Origin of the sequence: Psychromonas sp. psych-6C06 (genome assembly GCF_002835465.1) — a bacterium.
Taxonomy (GTDB): Bacteria; Pseudomonadota; Gammaproteobacteria; order Enterobacterales; family Psychromonadaceae; genus Psychromonas.
In genome coordinates this window covers 565,163-584,630 of sequence record NZ_PIZM01000001.1, presented here as the reverse complement: position 1 = coordinate 584,630, position 19,468 = coordinate 565,163, and the positions used below count along the sequence as shown (strand labels likewise).

Annotated in this window: 18 protein-coding genes, 1 tRNA gene and 1 pseudogene; 9 read left to right on the top strand and 11 right to left on the bottom strand. The window is 38.1% G+C overall.

Translation table 11 applies throughout. The features are described 5' to 3' along the window. Nucleotides 1–45: 45 nt before the first annotated feature. From CW745_RS02630 to CW745_RS02600, 7 genes are read right to left on the bottom strand one after another with little or no spacing between them, the layout of a single operon-like run. Nucleotides 46–834 carry a LytTR family DNA-binding domain-containing protein gene (locus tag CW745_RS02630; RefSeq protein WP_101106955.1) on the bottom strand — a complete coding sequence of 263 codons (789 nt, stop codon included), beginning with the start codon at nucleotides 832–834 and terminating at the stop codon, nucleotides 46–48. Continuing rightward, nucleotides 834–1,886, bottom strand: coding sequence for a histidine kinase (locus CW745_RS02625; RefSeq protein ID WP_101106954.1), 1,053 nt, complete (start codon nucleotides 1,884–1,886; stop codon nucleotides 834–836). Before CW745_RS02625 ends, CW745_RS02630 begins: the two co-directional genes overlap by 1 nt. Beyond that, nucleotides 1,886–3,079 (bottom strand): hypothetical protein, encoded by a 1,194-nt coding sequence (locus tag CW745_RS02620; RefSeq protein WP_101106953.1) that lies wholly within the window; start codon nucleotides 3,077–3,079, stop codon nucleotides 1,886–1,888. Before CW745_RS02620 ends, CW745_RS02625 begins: the two co-directional genes overlap by 1 nt. Then, nucleotides 3,076–3,855, bottom strand: coding sequence for an outer membrane lipoprotein-sorting protein (locus CW745_RS02615; RefSeq protein WP_101106952.1), 780 nt, complete (start codon nucleotides 3,853–3,855; stop codon nucleotides 3,076–3,078). The genes CW745_RS02620 and CW745_RS02615 overlap by 4 nt, the downstream gene beginning before the upstream one ends. Beyond that, nucleotides 3,848–5,116, bottom strand: coding sequence for an FtsX-like permease family protein (locus CW745_RS02610; protein ID WP_101106951.1), 1,269 nt, complete (start codon nucleotides 5,114–5,116; stop codon nucleotides 3,848–3,850). The genes CW745_RS02615 and CW745_RS02610 overlap by 8 nt, the downstream gene beginning before the upstream one ends. Further along, nucleotides 5,104–5,787: an ABC transporter ATP-binding protein gene (locus CW745_RS02605; RefSeq protein WP_101106950.1), complete on the bottom strand. Its 684-nt coding sequence runs from the start codon at nucleotides 5,785–5,787 to the stop codon at nucleotides 5,104–5,106. Before CW745_RS02605 ends, CW745_RS02610 begins: the two co-directional genes overlap by 13 nt. After that, nucleotides 5,784–6,434, bottom strand: coding sequence for a hypothetical protein (locus CW745_RS02600; RefSeq protein ID WP_101106949.1), 651 nt, complete (start codon nucleotides 6,432–6,434; stop codon nucleotides 5,784–5,786). The genes CW745_RS02605 and CW745_RS02600 overlap by 4 nt, the downstream gene beginning before the upstream one ends. Nucleotides 6,435–6,761: 327 nt before the next feature. On the opposite strand from CW745_RS02600, the gene CW745_RS02595 reads away from it, so the two are divergent. The 6 genes from CW745_RS02595 (at nucleotide 6,762) to CW745_RS02570 (ending at nucleotide 14,127) form a co-directional block, all read left to right on the top strand. After that, a complete protein-coding gene (locus CW745_RS02595; RefSeq protein WP_101106948.1) occupies nucleotides 6,762–7,370 on the top strand; it encodes a CDP-alcohol phosphatidyltransferase family protein in 609 nt (202 codons plus the stop codon). Between the two features lie 162 nt (nucleotides 7,371–7,532). Next, complete coding sequence (locus CW745_RS02590; RefSeq protein WP_202973140.1) at nucleotides 7,533–9,359, top strand: bifunctional alpha/beta hydrolase/class I SAM-dependent methyltransferase; 1,827 nt, start codon at nucleotides 7,533–7,535, stop codon at nucleotides 9,357–9,359. Further along, on the top strand, nucleotides 9,359–10,732 hold the full coding sequence (locus CW745_RS02585) for a dual specificity protein phosphatase family protein (protein ID WP_101106947.1): 1,374 nt from the start codon (nucleotides 9,359–9,361) through the stop codon (nucleotides 10,730–10,732). Before CW745_RS02590 ends, CW745_RS02585 begins: the two co-directional genes overlap by 1 nt. A gap of 244 nt (nucleotides 10,733–10,976) precedes the next feature. Beyond that, nucleotides 10,977–11,912, top strand: a complete 936-nt coding sequence (locus CW745_RS02580) for a phosphatidate cytidylyltransferase (protein WP_101106946.1) — start codon at nucleotides 10,977–10,979, stop codon at nucleotides 11,910–11,912. Beyond that, complete coding sequence (locus CW745_RS02575; protein ID WP_202973139.1) at nucleotides 11,912–12,562, top strand: lysophospholipid acyltransferase family protein; 651 nt, start codon at nucleotides 11,912–11,914, stop codon at nucleotides 12,560–12,562. Before CW745_RS02580 ends, CW745_RS02575 begins: the two co-directional genes overlap by 1 nt. Nucleotides 12,563–12,651: 89 nt before the next feature. Further along, entirely contained in the window at nucleotides 12,652–14,127 is a 1,476-nt protein-coding gene (locus CW745_RS02570; protein ID WP_101106945.1) for a HAMP domain-containing sensor histidine kinase, read from the top strand. Here the strand turns inward: CW745_RS02570 and CW745_RS02565 are convergent. After that, entirely contained in the window at nucleotides 14,119–15,228 is a 1,110-nt protein-coding gene (locus CW745_RS02565) for a response regulator (RefSeq protein WP_101106944.1), read from the bottom strand. The genes CW745_RS02570 and CW745_RS02565 overlap by 9 nt on opposite strands. 188 nt (nucleotides 15,229–15,416) lie before the next feature. On the opposite strand from CW745_RS02565, the gene CW745_RS02560 reads away from it, so the two are divergent. Continuing rightward, a complete protein-coding gene (locus CW745_RS02560) occupies nucleotides 15,417–15,860 on the top strand; it encodes a SirB2 family protein (RefSeq protein ID WP_101106943.1) in 444 nt (147 codons plus the stop codon). 46 nt (nucleotides 15,861–15,906) lie between these two features. Next, a pseudogene (locus CW745_RS17040) lies at nucleotides 15,907–16,447 on the top strand (dihydroxy-acid dehydratase); the annotation flags it as partial. A gap of 354 nt (nucleotides 16,448–16,801) precedes the next feature. On the opposite strand, the gene CW745_RS02550 reads toward CW745_RS17040, so the two are convergent. Further along, nucleotides 16,802–16,877: transfer RNA gene (locus CW745_RS02550), tRNA-Val, on the bottom strand. 140 nt (nucleotides 16,878–17,017) lie between these two features. Further along, nucleotides 17,018–17,266: a hypothetical protein gene (locus CW745_RS02545; RefSeq protein ID WP_101106942.1), complete on the bottom strand. Its 249-nt coding sequence runs from the start codon at nucleotides 17,264–17,266 to the stop codon at nucleotides 17,018–17,020. 386 nt (nucleotides 17,267–17,652) lie between these two features. Here CW745_RS02545 and CW745_RS02535 point away from each other — a divergent pair, with 386 nt between their 5' ends. Further along, nucleotides 17,653–18,951 carry an anaerobic C4-dicarboxylate transporter gene (locus CW745_RS02535; RefSeq protein WP_101106940.1) on the top strand — a complete coding sequence of 433 codons (1,299 nt, stop codon included), beginning with the start codon at nucleotides 17,653–17,655 and terminating at the stop codon, nucleotides 18,949–18,951. A 71-nt stretch (nucleotides 18,952–19,022) separates the two neighbouring features. On the opposite strand, the gene CW745_RS02530 is transcribed toward CW745_RS02535, so the two are convergent. Next, nucleotides 19,023–19,454, bottom strand: coding sequence for a DUF3010 family protein (locus tag CW745_RS02530; protein WP_101106939.1), 432 nt, complete (start codon nucleotides 19,452–19,454; stop codon nucleotides 19,023–19,025). Nucleotides 19,455–19,468: the final 14 nt, after the last annotated feature.

Below are 19,468 nucleotides of genomic sequence, written 5' to 3'. Positions count from 1 at the left end.
GTAAAAAACACGTAGTTTGAAATTCACGTGGTTAATATTTTTGGCTTACATGCCTTTAAACAAACTCTGACCACTACGACTCACCGGTAATTTATGAGTTTGAATATGCACTTTCATGTGACCCAGTAGATCCTTTTTCACTTTGTCAATTTTGCTAACATTAACAATACATGAACGATGAATCTGCCAAAACTGTTCGCTATCGAGTTTTTGTTGAAGCTCTTTTAAAGAGCTACGAATAATGTATTCATTTAACGTGCCCTGCGATTGAGCAAATACGGAGATATATTTGTCTTCTGCTTTAAAGAATAATACGTCGTTAATCGCGATCAAGTGCAGATCTTCCCCTTTAAACGCTTTTACCCAAACTAAGTAGTCTGGCTGTGCATTGCTCGATAACTGCTGAATTTGTTGTAAAAGATCGGTTAATACTGCCCCGCTATTATCATTCGTTGGTGTTTGCTTCTTTTGTAATTTAAGTTTGTCGCAGGTTTTGATTAATCGATTTTCAGAAATCGGTTTAAGTAAATAATCAACCGCATTATTTTCAAAGGCTTTAACAGCAAACTCATCATAGGCGGTGATAAATGCGATTAGCGGTGCTTGCTTCATGCTCGCTAACTTTTTAGCGACCTCCATTCCATCTAACTCTGGCATTTTAATATCTAAAAATAAAAAATCAGGATTAAGTTCATCAATCGCCTGTAGTGCTTGCTGACCATTTTCACAATGTGCAACAATCTCAATATCATGGCAAATGTCGGTCAGCATTTTTTGTAGATGAAAGCGTAATAAAGGTTCATCATCTGCAATGATTGCGGTGTATTTAGCCATTATTTATGTTCCTGATGAAGTTGTTGTAGCTGCGCCAAAGGAATGCTTACGATAGAGCTGACTCCACTTACTTTATTTTGTTGAATGGAGAGAAAAGCTGTTGATTCAAAGAGGCTTGCCAAACGATCTTGGATGTTTTGTAAGCTTATCCCGTTGCCTTTGCTTGTGGGATTTTCTTGTAAGCCTAAGCCGTTGTCTGAAATAGTGATCAACAACTTATCTTGCTGTATTTCAAAGCAAATAACAACTTCACCTCCCTCTGCTTTTGGTTCAATACCATGTTGAAGTGCATTTTCGACTAATGGCTGAATAAGGAACGGTGGGATGCTTAGCGTTTCTTCAATTTTATCGATAATACGGTAACTTAAACGGTCACCCAAGCGAATTTTTTGAATGTCTAAATAAGCGCTCAGTAATTGTGTTTCTTGCTTTAAATTGGTTAAGGCAGCGCGATTGCTCGTTAAGGTACTGCGCATTAAATCAGTGAGTTTATCAAGTACGGTGGTTGCCTTTTTGGGATCTAATTCAATCAGTGCACGTAAATTGGCAAGGGTATTAAATAAAAAATGCGGTTCAATTTGACTCTGTAATTGATTTAGTTGGCTTAATATCAGCGCTTTTTCTTGTTCAGATTCTTTGCGCTTGGCTTTTTCTAATGCTTGAATGGCGAGTGCTTTTTGTTCATGAGTATGAAAAAAGTAATAACAGATAGCGGTAAAAATAAGGCCAAGGAAAATAACAGGTTTTAATGAATCTAAAGACGCATATTTATCATACTGCTGTAACCATAAAAAAGCATTGATACTACCTATTATGATTGCCATAAACAGTGCCATAAAGTTCAACATTAAATATTTCAAACAGGGAAAGAAACGTTGCAAGATACGTTCACAAAGGATGGTGCTATACCCGTAGCCAAAACTGATCACCAGATGGATATATAAGGGATCTCCCCATAATGTATAAGTTAACCCTGCGACTATTAAGCAAAATAGGCTGGTAAATGTGAAAGTATTAAAAAGCCCTTTTTTGCTATTTTCTGTTGCGGTCATCAGAAACGTCCTTTTAAATTGGCGAGAAAGGTGTGTTGATCAGGTAAATTGGCATAGGCTGCATCATGCTTTCCGGTGAAAAAGCGCGCGGCTAGTTGGATTTCGATTTTACTTCGTCCCGAGTCATGAAGTAAATAACTTATCCATTGCGTGACAATCAAACCATTATCTTGCGGTGAATATAATAAATCCATGCTCGGTACAACGTCTTTCAATATACTGTTATCAAAAGCCCAGTGTAGCATTAGGTTATGCGCAACAATATTGCTATGGGTGTAACCTTGTTGATAATATTGATCCCCATCATTGATAGCTTGTTGCCATTGTTGCTTATTCCAAGCCCGATTGTCATACCAGTATTCAAAAATGATGGTGTGGCCAGTACTATGTGCCCATGTTAACCCAGCTAACGCTTGATAACCGTTATTTTGTTTTTCTAAGTGGACAGCACCATACTGTTTTTGTTGATATCCAAGAAATTTGTTTTGATATAAAGCCGTGCCATGAAATTCCCATGCCTCATCAAATACCGTCACCAAGCTGGTGGCTATTAAGCCATGGCGAACGTCATCATAATATGCAACAAATTGATACTCGGTATCATCAATTAACCCATAGCGCCGAATGCCAATACCTTGTTGTGTAGCTTGTTCATCTAATTGGTTACCAAGTTGTTGATTCCATGAAGAGTCGCTGTAAATGAGCGTCCACTCTCCCAACGCATCGAAATATGAAAGGGATGCGATACCCGCACCTTCTTCAACTTGAATACCAACGGGATTTCTCCGGTATGGCGTAAAAATGTCTAAAGGTCGATATCCGTAACCCACTCCCCAATCCACACGAACCTTCCCTATTTGTAGGTCTATCGCATTACTAATACTACCTTGCCAAAATAGCTCACTGAGAATAAATGTTGTTTTGTACTCATAGTCGTTATTGGAGTGGTAAATATTATCTGCTTTGAGCGCAACCGATGCACTAAACCCTTGATAATCAAGTTGTGCATCAAATAATCCATTCACTGACTGTAACGCGGTAGGCGATGCTATAACTGGATTGAAAACAGTCGATTGTTGTTTACTGGTTTGTGCGCTGAGAGTCCAGTCCCATTGCATTGCCAACTCACTTGCATAGGTTGAATTGGCAATTAATGAAATGCTAAACAGCATAGTTTTAATCGAGATACTCATAGCGCTAAGCTTTTAGTACGCGATAAATATGATGGGTTATAATATTTATCGGCAATTTCAACGGGCTCAACTAATAAATATTCAATCACTGTTTGCTGTTGGTTTTGGATTTGATCATCAAGTTGCATTGAGATAACTTTTTCTTCTCCGTCTCTCATCCCTTTGGTAAACCAAGCTTGTTTAGCCATTTTTCCTGATTGTAAAAAGAGATCTGCCTTGACCGGAAAACCTGTTTCTTTCTCTAACCAAAGCGTGATAGCGGTATAACTCGCGCCCTTTGTTTTAGCCTCTAGCCTTAGTTTATGTGTATCAGTGCGTTGCTTACTCCCATCGAGATCAACAAAACTCAATTGTGCTTCGCTTAACCAGTGGCCTTGGTAGTCTTCACTCCAAGTAAGCGTTGATATATCACCAATTGAAGCTTCGCCTAATAACTTTTGCATCGGTGTTATGCGAATAGGACGGCGACTTTTAGGCATTAATAACCAATAGTTATCACCTAACATCAGCATTTTTTGCCCTGCTTCTACTTGTGCATTAAATATCACCAGCGACTCTCTATTCGCTCGCGTATAGACGGTGTATTGACGAGTTTTATCTTGTTTCCCTTGTTTATAAAGTGTCGCTTTTGATACTACTTTGGCTGATTCCTCGCCAAGTCGATAGCTATCGGCTTGTGTAATTAATTGCTGCACTTGCTGATTGCTCAGTGGTTGATTGGCAATACAAAACACGGGAGTAACTAACATGATGAACATTGGAATAAATTTAAACATAGATAAGCGCCTCTGTAATAGGTTTATTCACACCCTTGTATGCGGAAAGGAATGCTGCAAATAGACAGATAAAGGTGATACCAATGGCGGCAAACACCACTAGTTCATAGGAAAAGTAGATATTTAGAGGATACCCTTCGGTTCTCCCTGGTGGCGGAGGCATTTGTACATCCACAACTAACAGCGTCAAACTGGTGATTGCCGTGGCAATACTGCCAATAATTACACCAATAACAGCTAATAGGGTCGCTTCTCGTAAAAATATAGCGATAATTTCATTAGGATAATTACCTAATGCTGATAGCGTGCCAATTTCTCGAGTTCGTTCAGTCACAGACATTGTCATGGTATTAAACAATGCGACAAAGACAACCAATGCCATAATCGCCCCCATTACTCCAAAAATCAGATCGTATAAATCTTTTACTTTGTCATAAAAAAACGCGCGCTCTTGCCATGGCGTTATTTCAAGTGGCTCATCTAAGTTCATTACATTCAATGCATCTTCTAGTAACAGTTGCACTTTTTTTGTACTCGCCGTATCAAAAAGAAAAACCGATAATGTACTGATTTTATTGCTGGCCAATAGCGATTGTGCGGAATCGATATGAATGTATAACTGGCGTTTATCTAAATCAGGTACACCCGTTGAGTAGATCCCTTTTACTTTAAAATCAAAAGCATTTAATGCCCCTTCACTTGTCGTTGCTAATAGCGTGATCCAATCCCCCACTGTTACATTTAGGTTTTTTGCCAGCTCAGTGGCTAGCATAATTTCAGGTTGTTCGTGGTTATAACGGTGTGAATGAATATTAGAAAGTGTTTTACCTTGGCGCATATCTAAAAATGGCCCTTTCATATCAAACTCTTTATCATTTACACCAGTGCCCATAAATATGGTGGATTTATTGCCATTAGAGATTAAACCAGTAAAACTAATGCGGGGCTGTACACTTCTTACTTGTTCATATTTCATTATCGTGGTTATTAACTTTTCAGATTTAATAAGGCCATTCGCGAGTGGTGTTTCCTCCTCTTTTTCAAAATAGTCTGGTGTACTTAAGGTTAAGTGCCCAGTATCACGCGCCGTTGATTCTTCAAGTGATTCATAGGTGTATAGCCCAAATCCCCCCGCGCCTGTTAATGCAAACACAGTGATACTAATAATTAGGACCGATAACATGCTACGACGGCTATTACGCAATAAATTAAGGAATGCAATACGATAAGTATCGGGAATTAAAAAATTTAGCTTGCCCATTGCATCTGCTCCTTATTTATCATGCCATCCAATAGATTAATGCTGTTATCACAATGGCGAGCCATACGGTGGTCGTGCGTGGCAACAATAAAGGTACTGCCGATCTCTTTACCTAACTCTTTCATTAGGTCAATCACTAAAGTTGCAGTTTCGCTGTCTAAACTGGCTGTGGGCTCATCGGCAATCACTAATTGTGGCTGGTGAACCAAGGCTCGTGCAATTGCAACCCGTTGTTGCTGTCCACCTGATAGGTTATCTGGACGATGATGAATAAAATCTTCCAATCCGACGCGCGATAATATTTGTGTCGCACGTTTTTTCTGCTCTTCACGATCATAACCAGTCAGGTGTAACGGATAAGCAACATTTTCTAAAGCAGTCATGACTGGCACGAGATTAAAACGTTGAAATACAAAACCAAATTGATTGCGGCGCAATTTAGCTGCTTTTATAGGGTCGCAAGGATATGTTTGTCCATTAAGCGAGACTTGCCCTTGATAGTGCATATCTAATAAGCCTAATATGCTTAACAATGTACTTTTACCTGAGCCAGACGGACCACAAAGTGCGATCATCTTGCCCTGTTGAATCTGCCCGTTAATCCCTCTTAATGCTTGCACCTGCTGTGAGCCTAATTGATATGATTTACTGATATTATCAAAGGTGATCATGATTGCTCCCCTTTTACAGCTTCTTGAGCGGAAAGCGTTTCTGGATGTGTTTTATCTTGCTGTCGCATCGTGTTTAACCATTGTTGTGCTTGTTGGATATCGTTTGCACGAAGTGCGGCTTGTACTGCGTAGTTGTAAATCCAAGCGGTCGCTGGGAATGGTTGTTGCTCAAATTGTGGCTCAGCAAGTAGTTCAACAAACAGATCATACCCGCGCTCAAAGTGGTTAAACATATCCGGCAAACTTGAATAGGTTGTCGCCGCTAATGCCCGCGCTAAATAACTTTCATTAAGTCCCATATAGCGTGACTGTTGTTCAATATTCGGCTCTGATGCTAACAATGTTAATCCTTTGTCGATAGTAGAAAGGCCTTTTTCAACATGTTTCATTGCCGTCCAAGGCATCCAAGCATCACGGCCTTTTAGTGTTTCTATGCTCCCTAAATAGACCAAGGTTAGTGCTGTCGCTCCCTCATTTTTTATAAGCTGTTTAAAAACGTAGTATGCAGGCTCAACCTGATCTTCATCTCCGGCAGCCGCTTGATTATAAATAGCGATATCGTTTTCAGTTAATGTGGCATGCGCTGATAACACCGTTAATAAACTAATTGAAATCGCACCGACAGTATTTCTTAATAACGTATTCATGACTCTCTCCTTGGTTGTTTTGATGGTTAAACAATAAATCAAGCGTTGGAACAGATCTTATCGATGCGACAAATGGTGAATAACAGGAATTAACGGTCAATTTTAGAGATAAAGCTGATTGGGTTTTACGAAAATTGTATAAACATATATACAACATGACTTTTGCGTGACAAAACAAACAGTCATCATTTTATTATGATATTGTTGCCGATATTATTTAGGGGCGATTTAAAATTATTCTCTACTTTACGCCATAAAGTGTCCCCTCTTTAGCACTAAGAGTACATATTTACTCTATTAACCAATCAACACAAAGAAGATGTTTTTATGTTAACCATTTATGATCTCAAACCTAAGTTTCAGGATCTCCTCAGACCAATCGTCAAAAAACTTGCTCACGAAAATATTACTCCTAACCAAGTGACTGTCGCGGCGATGCTATTGTCGTTATGTTGCGGTGTGTTTATCTATTTTAGTCATACGCTTGTTTGGACTTTATTAGCCTTACCCATCATTTTATTTCTTCGAATGGCGTTGAATGCGATCGATGGCATGCTAGCACGTGAGCATGATCAGCAAACTAAAAAAGGCGCAATGCTCAATGAGATGACAGATGTTATGGCTGATGTCGTGATGTATCTTCCTCTCGCCTACGTTGCAGGTGTTTCCCCAAGTTTATTGGTCGCCTTTGTGACAGTTGGTATTTTTACAGAAATGGCCGGTGTGGTTGCACAAACGTTAACGGCAAAGCGCCGATATGATGGCCCAATGGGCAAAAGCGATAGAGCCTTTGTGATCAGTTTATTGGCGATATTATTAAGCTTTGAACTTATTAATATAACCTGGACTTCACTTTACTTAAGCACCGCGACACTATTGGGTTTATTGACCTTATATCGCCGAATGAACCGAGGCCACCAACTGGAAAAACAGTAATTTAGGGGCTGAAACATATATTGCTATTTAACTTCCCTTTGACGGCTTTATATTTGCGCTATTTTACTAGCTCAAACACTACGTAATATATAAATCTAAACGGCAAAATCAACATACCTTAGAAACAATTGCTTTTATTATCAATTTAAAGGAAACGAAAAAATGAGTGTTAACGATATCGATTTACAACAGGACAATACAAAACCTCAAGCCCTGCAAATGCAAACGGGCACCTTTTCAAGTTTCGATAATAATACTCTGTTCTACCGCCGTTGGCAGAATAAGGAAATGAACAATGGCAAAATTTTATTACTTTTACACCGAGGCCATGAACACTCACTTCGCCTTGAGCAAATTGCTAATAACCAAGCATTTTTAGGTTACACCATCTATTCTTTTGACAACCGTGGCCATGGAATGACCGATTTATCTGCCACATTTGAGTTCATGGATATGGTTCGCGATTTAGATGCCTTTGTGCAGTTCGTTTGTCGTAAAGAAGACAAACAACAAGATGAGATATTTGTGGTCGCAAATTCAGTTGCTGGGGTAGTCGCCTCTACATGGGTACATGACTATGCACCACAAATTAATGGAATGGCCTTAGTCGCGCCGGCATTCAAAATTAAACTTTATGTTCCCTTCGCGAAACCGGTTTTAACACAGGCAGTGAAAGCTTTTCCGACGCTTAACATCACCTCCTATGTTAAATCTAAATATTTAACCCACGATAAAAATGAACAGCAAAAATATGACAGTGATGAACTTATTACGCCTCATATTCCTGCCAGACAACTCACTACGTTGCTTGAGACAGGTGAACGAATTGTTGATGATGCAGCAATGATCACTGTCCCTACATTAGTGCTTTCTGCAGGTAAAGATTATGTCGTCGATTCGAAGGTCCAAGGCGATTTTTATGCTCGACTCTCTTCTGAGAATAAACGTTTCGTGTTACTCGATAATTTTTTTCATGGGGTCTTATATGAAAAAAATGCACAAATTGCGATTGATGAGATTGCAAAGTTTGCAGCGCAATCTTTTGCTTCAAAACAGTCTTGTCTGCGCAAAAAACTCGTTAACATTGCGCAGCAAGAATGTGATCAAATCAGCTATGGCACTCTCCCTCTTTTCACTAATATGAATTTTTTACTGCAGCGTACCTCAATGAAATATTTAGGTTTTTTAAGTAAAGGGATGCAAGTTGGTTTGCAGTATGGTTTTGATTCAGGCGTGACACTTGATCATGTTTATAAAAACAAACCACAAGGCGTGGGAGCTATCGGGCGGTTCATTGATAAAGGCTACCTCAGCAGCATTGGCTGGAAAGGAATTCGCCAACGTAAAATACATACCATCAAACTATTAGAAGAAAAAATACATGCATTACAAGCAGAGGGTAAAGAAGTTAATATTCTTGATATTGCAGGGGGGCCAGCACGTTATTTAATTGAAATTGCGAATAAATATCGTAATGTGAATATTCAAGTACGCGATTACCAAATACAAAATGTAGATCAAGGGTGGCTACTTGCCAAAGAGCGAGGATTGAACAATATCAGTTATAGTCAGTGCGATGCATTTGATCTGAATAATTATAAACAATCCGATTTTAAACCTAATATTGTGGTGATTTCTGGCGTATTTGAACTATTTCCTGACAATTCCCTTATTAGTAAAGCGATTGAAGGCATTTGTTCAATGATTGATAACAATACACAGCTTATCTATACCGGACAACCTTGGCACCCCCAGCTACATCAAATAGCACACGTATTAGGAAACCACCAGCAAAGTAAATGGATCATGCGTCGCCGTAGCCAATATGAATTAGATAATATTTTTGCTCAATTTGGTTTCAAAAAAGATAATATGCTAATCGATAATTGGGGAATTTTTACCGTTTCAACAGCTACATTTTCTCCTAATAGCACTCAGTCGGTAAATGTTTCGCTCACCGACCTAAGTGAAAGCGAGTCGGTTGCATAATGGGAATTACATCACCACAACCCAAGCCAAAGAATGGCATGGAAGCTTCATTCAATGCTTCTATGCAGGCCCCCGCTACACTCAAGGAACGATTTGTGTGGCTTGCCTATCTTGGTATTTTGTTCTTTCTGCTATATGGCTCTGCCAATGAATTTGCTAGCTTGACTGCGCCACACCCATCATGGCTGTTTGCATGGGAAAGCCAAATTCCCTTTATTGAGATATTTATCATCCCCTACATGTCATCTGACATTATTTTTGTGATTGCTTTTTTATTGGCTCAAAATAGGCTTGAGTTACGGACCCTTGCCGTACGAGTTGCTTTTATTGTCTTACTCTCTGTCGCTATGTTTGTGGTTATGCCCCTGCAATTTTCATTTGTAAAACCCGAAATTATTCAATTCCCATTTTTATTTACTTTGTTAGAAGCAGATAAACCCTTTAATCAGTTACCTTCTTTGCATGTTAGCTTTGCCATTGTTTTTTGGTTTAGTATGCAACAGCATATGAAAGCATTATGGCTAAAAGCATTATTAGGGTGTTGGTTATTATTAATCATCATTTCAACGCTATTTGTATTTCAACATCACTTTGTTGATTTACCAACAGGGTTACTGGTTGGCTTTACTGCAATCACAATGTTCACCCCCAAACGAAGTCCTTCACTATTAACATCTTTTATGACACCCCGACATTTAAAAATGGCGCTGTATTTCCTGCTTTCAAGCATTTTAATGATGGTGCTTAGCTTTAAAGTAAGCGTCTATTTTATATACCCATTTTTATCACTATTAAGTGTCAGTCTTGTTTATGCATTTGGTTTAAATGATCTATTAGTCAAACCAGGCCACAAGGCCAACCTTTGGCAATGGCTCATATTTGCCCCCTACTTTTTAGGCAGTAAACTTTCTTGGCGTTACTATAAACGCTCATTACCCTTGTTCGCTAAGGTGAATGACAAACTCTATTTTGGTCGTTTCCCTACAACTGAAGAATATCAGCAGTTAGCCGATTTAGGAGTGAATACAGTGATAAATTTAGCCAGCGAGTTACAAGGTAATGAAACGCGACTTGCACAGCATCGTTTAAATTTTCTCGATCAAACTATTCAATCACCGCAAGCAATTCATCAGGCGGTGATGCTTATAGAACAATCCATAAAACAGGGCGTTTATGTACATTGTGCACTAGGGCTCTCAAGATCCGTGTTAGTGATTTGGGCTTGGATGTTATTCAACGGTAAAAGTAACGCAGAAATAGAAAACGAATTAAAAAGCATTAGACCACGTTATGTGCAATCCAAGTATATGGCTATTAATATCGATTTATACCAGCAATTTTTAAGCACTAAGCTAGGGGATGTTAATCTTTGACGTTTAAATGTTGTTCAACACAACGCGTTTTAAGCAAGGCAGACGGAATGTGGCTTAGTTATTCTAAGCGAGTTTCCTCTAACAGATAGCAAAACGTCTTTTGATTTTGTATTCCGTACTGTTTGACGTAGTCAAATAAATCAAGGGAAAAGCGTGTTGTGTTGACCCCGAACAGCAACATTTGTTGCAAAAACAAACTCGAAAGATCAACGGACACTAGGTAATTCAGAGCAAGGAAAACAACATGTTTGAACACATTCCATTACATTCGAAGTATGCCATGATGAGTGTCTTAGCAATGTTGATCATTGCAACCTCAAGCCGTTTAATACTTGGCTTTCGATCGCCACAGACCGATTATACTGAATTAAGACAACGTATTCAGTCATGGTGGTGGATGATTGGCATCATGTTCTTCGTTTTCATTTTTAGTCATACTGCCACCATCGTATTCTTTGCTTTTTTAAGCTTTTTAGCATTAAAAGAGTTTTTATCGATAGTACCCATGCGCATGGCAGACAGGCGTGCTGTTTTTTGGTTATACCTTTCAATTCCAGTTCAGTATTATTGGGTTAGCCAAGCCTATTTCGGTATGTTTATTATCTTCATCCCTATTTATGTATTTCTCTTTATACCGATCCGTATGGTTTTAGTTGGTGAAACAAAGGGGTTTATAAAATCAGCAGGGATCTTGCATTGGGCGGTCATGCTCACCGTTTTCTCAGTTAGTCATATCGCATTTTTACTGGTTTTACCTGAAAAAAATACGTTAGGAGGTGGTGTCGGACTTATTTTATACTTGATATTCATGACTCAGTTTAACGATGTGTGCCAATATATTTGGGGAAAAATGATCGGTAAACATAAAATAATTCCTAAAGTTAGCCCAAATAAAACATGGGAAGGTTTTATCGGAGGACTGCTAACACTTACCATTACTTCTGGGTTTATTACACCTTATTTAACCCCGCTTACATGGGTGCAAGGACTGGGTGCAGGTCTAATTATTTGTATTGGTGGTTTTTTTGGTGATGTCGTTCTTTCATCGGTTAAACGAGATTTAAAAATTAAAGACAGTAGTCAACTCATTCCAGGCCATGGTGGTATTCTAGATCGCATTGATAGCCTTATTTATACCGCTCCTTTATTCTTTCACTACCTCTACTTTTTACATTATTAATGATGATTTCACGTATCCTAAAAATACTATTTTTTGCACTATTGATTAAGCCAATCGTCTTTATTGTCTTGGGTTTAAACATCTCCTTTAGAGAAAAATTACCGCAAAAAGGCCCAGCTTTATTAGCCCCAAACCATAACAGTCACCTTGATACGATGGTGTTAATTAGTCTTTATCCGTTATCTAAAATACATAAAGTACGTCCAGTGGCTGCTGCGGATTATTTTCTATCCAATAGGCTCTTAGCCTGGTTTTCGTTAAATGTGATTGGCATTATCCCGCTTGATAGAAAAGGCGGTACAGCTCGTGATGAGATATTCAGTGAGTGTTTAAAAGCACTCGACAACGGTGATATTTTGGTGGTTTTTCCTGAGGGGTCTCGTGGCGAGCCAGAGCAATTGTCCAACCTTAAAAGAGGAATATTTTATCTTTCTAAGGAATACGGTCATGTGCCAATAACCCCGATTGTCATGCATGGGTTAGGTCGTTCATTACCACGCGGAGAAGGGTTATTTGTTCCTTTTAACTGTGACATTGTGATTGGTGATAGTTTATTAATTCAGGAGTCTGCTGGGCAAATTCAAAGCACCTTACTACCGGCCTACCATCACCTTTATCAGTTTTGTTTAACCCGGCAAGATGAAAACTAGTGGCTAGAGCAAAAGGTAATTATCAAGAATGGCAATTTTTCATAGGCGACTTATAATTTTTATACGTCATTACCTGTTAGGAATTTAATGTGTCATTCAAACTAGCAACATTATCTATTCGAACCAAAGTCTTTCTCGCTACTGCAACAACTCTTTTTCTAATTCTTTTAATATACGTGTTTGCCTTTAACATGCTGTTTAAAAAAGTAAAAAACGACGCTTTTACCGACCATAAATTGCTCTCACAATTAGATCATCAGGTCGCTATTGCATCTTCTCGTTTTGTTAGCATTAAGGAGTTAAATAAAGTATCGCAATTAGCAAAAGAAAACCTTCAAAATGTATTAAATAATGACGATATAGATGAAATAGAAGAGCGACGACTTGCAGAAAAAATGATGCAGTATAGCGCGTTACTAATACTAAAACAGATGGAGATCAATAATTTAAGCTCTACTTCTCCGCAGCATAAACAATTATTAATCGATGAGAAAGAGCTATTGCAGCGCCAACTAAGAGATTATATCCATCATTCTTTTTCTATTGTTCAATCTGAGGCAGATGAAAATATTGAAACCCTTTTTTATTATGAGGTAAGTAGCTCTATTGTTTTATTCATTCTCTTGCTAATACTGGTCATGTACGCAATTGGCTTGATCATTAATCCACTGATCAAACTACGTGAGAGTATCGAAGACTTTCAAGGCGGAAAACATACAATTGAAAATGAAGGGGATGAAGTGCAGCTTCTGATTAGTTCCTTCTTTTCCATGAAAAATGAGTTAGAGCATAAACAGAAACTATTAGAAACAGCGGTGACTGAAGCACAAAATGCGAATCAAGCTAAATCAGAATTTTTAGCGAATATTTCTCATGAGTTACGTACCCCAATGTTGGGTATTTTAGGTTTTGCAGAACTTGGACTTAACAAAATTGAAAAAGTAGAAAAACAAAAATTAATAAAATATTTTAATCGAATTCATACTAGTGGCTCTCGGTTATTATTGTTGCTCAATAACTTACTGGACCTTTCAAAACTTGAAGCCGGAGAGATGCAATTTAATTTTGAAAGTGCACTGGTAAACGAGGTGATGAATAATGTACTAATAGAGCTAGATTCACTCATTAATATGAAACAAATTACTATTGTCACAGATAGCCCCAACAGTGACATCATGGTGGAGATGGACGTTAATCGTATCCACCAGGTATTTTACAATATCATTAATAATGCCATTAAATTCTCACCAGATGAAGGTATTATCTTTATTGAGATATCTAAAAAAACGATTAAAAAAGAACAACAGATCGTTAATATTGCTGAAATTATAATTGAAGACCAGGGTGTGGGAATTCCCGAACAAGAAATTAGCCATATATTTGAAAAGTTTTCCCAGTCTTCAAATACAAATACAGGAGCGGGTGGAACCGGGTTAGGGCTGTCAATCTGTAAAGATATTTGTAATTACCATAATGCAGATATTTTAGTAAACAATTTAGTCCCCCCTAAAGAGGGGGCCAAATTTACTATTCAGATTCCACTACAACATGCAAAATCACTTTAACGCTGACAGCATCTTTGCAAAATAGTCATCAACGACATCATTTTTGTGAAAAATATCGGCTATTTTCTGAGTATTCGTTTCAATTAAATTAATCAGATATTTTTCTTGATCTTCATCTAAGCCTAATGATAAAAAGTCGCGCTCTAACTGGTGAATAAGTTGTTGTGCAACGCTTACTGCTTGTTTACTTTGCTCTTGTAAACCTTGTTGTGCAGCCATCATGCTATCTTTTGTATCTTCTAGTAATTGTTTATTTTTTTGTGCATTTTCATCGACTATTTTACTTTGAGAAATCGCAATAAAGCGCGCATTTAGACCCTCCATCAACATACAAGTATGATCTAAAAAGCGCCCTTTCATCTCTTCGTCTTCAGGCATATTTTTAATTAATAGCGAACAATTTTTAAAATTTAAAATACATCGCTGATTAAAGTTAAATATACGCCCTTTTGAACGCGCCAATTGCAGTAACTCCGCTTCAACGGGTTTAAAACTTCCACTAGAATCATAAGTATCAAATGTATTATTGTCGTCGTAAAACTGCACTGTACTGTGTAAATCAAGTTGTTCTAAAGCCTCAAAAGCAGCTTTTGAAAGCGATTCGAGATCATTACATTCAAACGTTTGTCTTATGAAATTGACAATAACCCCCATTTCACCCGTATTTGTTATGACCATCATGCTCATATCACGAGCACTCTGTAATTGTGAATCGAGTTCTTTCTGTTGATTCACAAAAGTAACCAAACTCTGTACTTTGGCTAACAACTCATCACAATTAAAGGGTTTAACGAGATAATCATCCCCACCTGCCTCATACCCTAATAAACGATCTTCTATTGCGCCACGAGCAGACACAAAAATGATAGGAAGCGTAAGGTCTTCATCTGCTTTGATTGCTTTGCAGACCTCATATCCATTCATATTAGGCATCGCAACATCAAGCAATAATAAATCAGGCTTATTTGCTTGTAAAAACGTTAAACACTCTTGCCCAGAACTGACCATATCGACTTTATAATCATCCTCTAAGATCTCTTCCATTAGTTCAAGATTAAGAGGCTCATCATCAGCTATTAGTACATGAATTTTATTCGCCATAAAAACTCCAAAAGCAGAAATAGTAGCTTTATTGTAGAACAATAAAAAATTTGTGGATTTAACTCGTTCTTGCAACGAAGGCGCTTCGTTTAAAAGAATACAATATGTATGGTTTTTAATGGTCACTACAGACTATATACTGGGCCCTCAAGTGGAAATAGTTTTCATTAATATTAGGAACCAACAACATGTACATGATAATTAAACATACCCATCTGGCGATAATTGCGCTCACTTTTATCTTTTTTATGATTAACTTTGTATTAACAATGAAAGAATCTGACATGGTTAATAATAAATTACTTAAAATTGGGCCACATATTTTATATGCACTCTTTATCTGTACCTTTATTTATTTACTCATCGTAAACCCGCTTAATTTATATCCATTTGTTAATGGCTGGGGCTCTTCTAAACTCGCGGGATTTGTATTTTACGTATTGTCGATTACGCTTGCACTGAAGTGGGCAAAAAAAACACTGTGGCGAATAGTAGGCCTAATGAGTGCGCTCTTTTGGTTATTCATGACTGCGCGACTTGGTTTCGCCGATCACATCAAAATAAAAAGCATGGGTGAAGATCCCCTTGCCTTTATTGAATTAACTCAGATTTCATTGGGAGCTATTTGCTAACACCTTCCATATTGCATTTATTGAAACTGAAAAGAAATATCAAGCTATGAGTAAAGATAAACCATGTAAATATTCACAAAAAATTGTAGATGATGTAGCACAAGCTCCTAGTCGTTCTATGTTAAGAGCAGTTGGTTTTGAAGATGAAGACTTTAACAAGTCGCAGGTTGGTATTCCTCAGTTTGGTCAATGGTAACGCCCTGCAACATGCATATCAACGGGCTTGCCGAAGAAGTAGGTAAAGGGGTCGATAGTTCCGGAGCTAATAGTGTTATTTATAACACTATTACAATGTCCGACGGTATCTCAATGGGCACCGAAGGCATAAAATATTCTTTGGTCTCGCGTGAAGTGATTTTCGATTAAATCGAAGCGGTCTCCGCAGGCATGGGACACGACGGTATTATCGCGCTTGGCGGTTGTGATAAAAATATGCCAGATTACTTAATGGCACTTGCTCGTCTTAATCGACCTTCTTTTTTTATCTATGGTGGCGCCATTTGCCAGGTGAAAATCATACTGATATTGTTTCAGTATTTGAAGCAGTAGGCAGTTATGCCAGAGGCGACGCTCCTATTACCCAGTTATAAGTTTCCTAAAGAGAGCAACCATTTATCTCACCTTATGCCTTGAATTAAGCTATTTCTCCTCAATTCTAGTTATTGGAGGCGTTTAAAATCATGATGTTGCTACTTTTATAAAAAAGTGCCTTTAGTTTTGCGTAGCTCAAAGCAAAATTATCTTCGCAATAACTGGTTATTGGTAGATGGTTTAACGCCGAAATTCGCGAAAATAGCGGTATTGTATCGCTTTGCTTATTCAGAAATGAGGTTATTTATTGTAGTTAGAGTAACTAGATAGATTTCTTAAGTTTTTTAGCTAACAAATAGATGTTAATTGGATGAGTTGTTTTGTGATAATATTTATTATAGGTAAAGAAATGGTGCTCGCTACTGGACTCGAACCAGTGACCTACGCCATGTCATGGCGGCACTCTACCAACTGAGTTAAGCGAGCGATATTTCCTTTGCTTGGGAAAGCAGAGCTAGTTTGCTTTATCGTGTTTAAACTGTCAATAATTGTTTTAACTATCTATTCTGTTTGCTGTTTTTTTATGCATATAATTAGATTCGTGAACCAGCTTTAATACGAGAAGGTTAATAAGTAACCTTACCACCAATAATTTTAAATGCAGGAGTACCACGAATTAAAGTGTCTCGCGCAAATTGTCTACCACATTTAGGGCAGTTTCCCCCTCCTTGCGTATAATCGATGCTAATGCGTTCTTTAAAGCACTTAACCAACGCACCTTTGCCTGCTTTTCGGTATTTATATAATGACGCTTGGCATTTACTACAAGCAATATCGATGGTTTTAGTGGGCCCTTTTTTATTTGGCTTTGCCATTTAGTCGTTCCTTAAATGCTTGTTCATTTTCATTAAATAATCTAATGCAATGCCAACAAATACAACTTTTGTTCTTAGAATCAACGGGTAATAACTCAAAAAGCGCTTCTGGAATTGATTCGTTATGGCACCAACAGTCCCTACTTTGTACATTGCAACTGTTTACTTTCAAGCAAAATGGGCAGTGTATTTCATTCATGGTTATTCTCGCTAACAAATGATTACTATAACGCTATAGTTAATGAGTCACCATCGTTACATACATTCAAATTATCATTTTTTCACAAACTAATTTCTTAAGTTAATTTAAAAAGCGCGTTATTTGATCTATTATAATAACAATACACATTAGTATTATAATAACATTTATTTGACAGGAAAGATTTATGCTTTGGTTACAGCTTGCAACAGTTTTAGTGTTTATTTTTATCGGTGCTCGCTTAGGTGGCATAGGTATTGGATATGCTGGAGGGGCAGGTGTTATCGTCCTCGCTTTGTCAGGCATGGAAACCAGTATGGCTTTTATTCCGGTTGAAGTAATTTTAATCATTATGTCGGTCATTGCCACGATTGCAGCGATGCAACGTGCTGGAGGGCTTGATTACTTAGTTCATCTATCAGAAAGAATGCTTCGAAAACATCCGCAATACATTACTTTTGCAGCCCCTATAGTAACTTATTTCATGACGTTATTAGCAGGCACAGGACACACTGCTTTTTCAACCTTACCGGTTATAGCTGAAGTCGCGAAAGAGCAAGGCATACGACCTTCTAAACCACTCAGTATCGCTGTGGTTGCATCACAGGTAGCAATTACGGCTTCTCCAATATCGGCCGCTGTGGTTGCATTTGCAGCCATGCTACAACCAATGGGGGTTAGTTATCTACAACTGTTATTAATTGCGATTCCATCTACTTTTGTCGCTGTGATGATCGGTGCAATTATCGCTAATTTACTTGGAAAGCCATTACTTGAAGACTCAGTTTATCAGGAGCGATTAAAGGAAGGACTGATCAAGCAACGCGAACGATACGAATATAAGCCGACTTCCAATGCTAAATTTTCAGTTTATGCTTTTGTTATTTCAATTATATTAGTGGTCACTTATGCCATTTTACTTTCCGGGACTATTGAAAACCCAACCATCGGTCGCAGTGAAGCTATTATGTCTATCATGCTTGCCACGGCAGGCGTAATTGCCACGAAATGTAAACTTAACGTTAATGAAATTACGCAAATGCCAACCTTTAGAGCAGGCATGTGCGCCTGTATTTGTGTACTTGGTGTTGCATGGTTAGGATCAACCTTTGTTAATGGGCATATTGATGATATTAAAAATTTATCGGGTGCTTTGTTAGCAAGCTACCCTTGGATGTTAGCGTTGGTATTATTCTTCGCTTCAATGTTGCTTTATTCGCAAGGTGCAACAACAGCGGCATTAATGCCAGCTGCGTTGGCAATGGGGGTTGCCCCTGTTGCAGCTATCGCTTCTTTTGCTGCGGTTAGTGCACTATTTGTGTTACCAACTTACCCGACTTTACTGGCGGCTATTGAGATGGACGATACCGGCTCTACTCGTATTGGAAGATATGTGTTTGATCACCCATTTTTATTGCCTGGCATTGTGACGATTAGCGCATCAGTGATGATCGCTTTTGTTATTGGTAATATTGTCATTAGCTAAGATAATACAAACATAAAAAAAGGGCTTCAATCATGGAGCCCCTTTGGTTTTATCATCTCACAATCGTAAAATTATGACGATTGCTGTTCTAAATATCCAAAAGCAGTTAGCATCGCTTGTTCTTGGAACTTCTTAAGGCCAAGCTCAACTGCTGTAGGCTGATTTTGTGCGCCAGATAAACCTTCTTTGATATACGCGGCTGAGATAACATGTACATTGACATCAGTTAACAGCTGAAGTGCACCTTCAATTTTAAAACTCAATGCACTACCTGCAAATTTACCTTTTTGAGCGCGTTGTTTAATAACAACAGTATCAACTTTATAGTCAGTCATTAATTGTTTAAAGTCTGCTTGAAATTTTTTAAGTGGAACAGTATTTATGCCATCAACTAAGTTGAATTTATTGGCACGTACCACAGGTACATCGTACAGCCCTTCTTTTAATTGCATTATTGCAATAATTGCTTCATTACCTATCAGCTCTACGCCACATACTCTCATCTTTTTACCCTTAT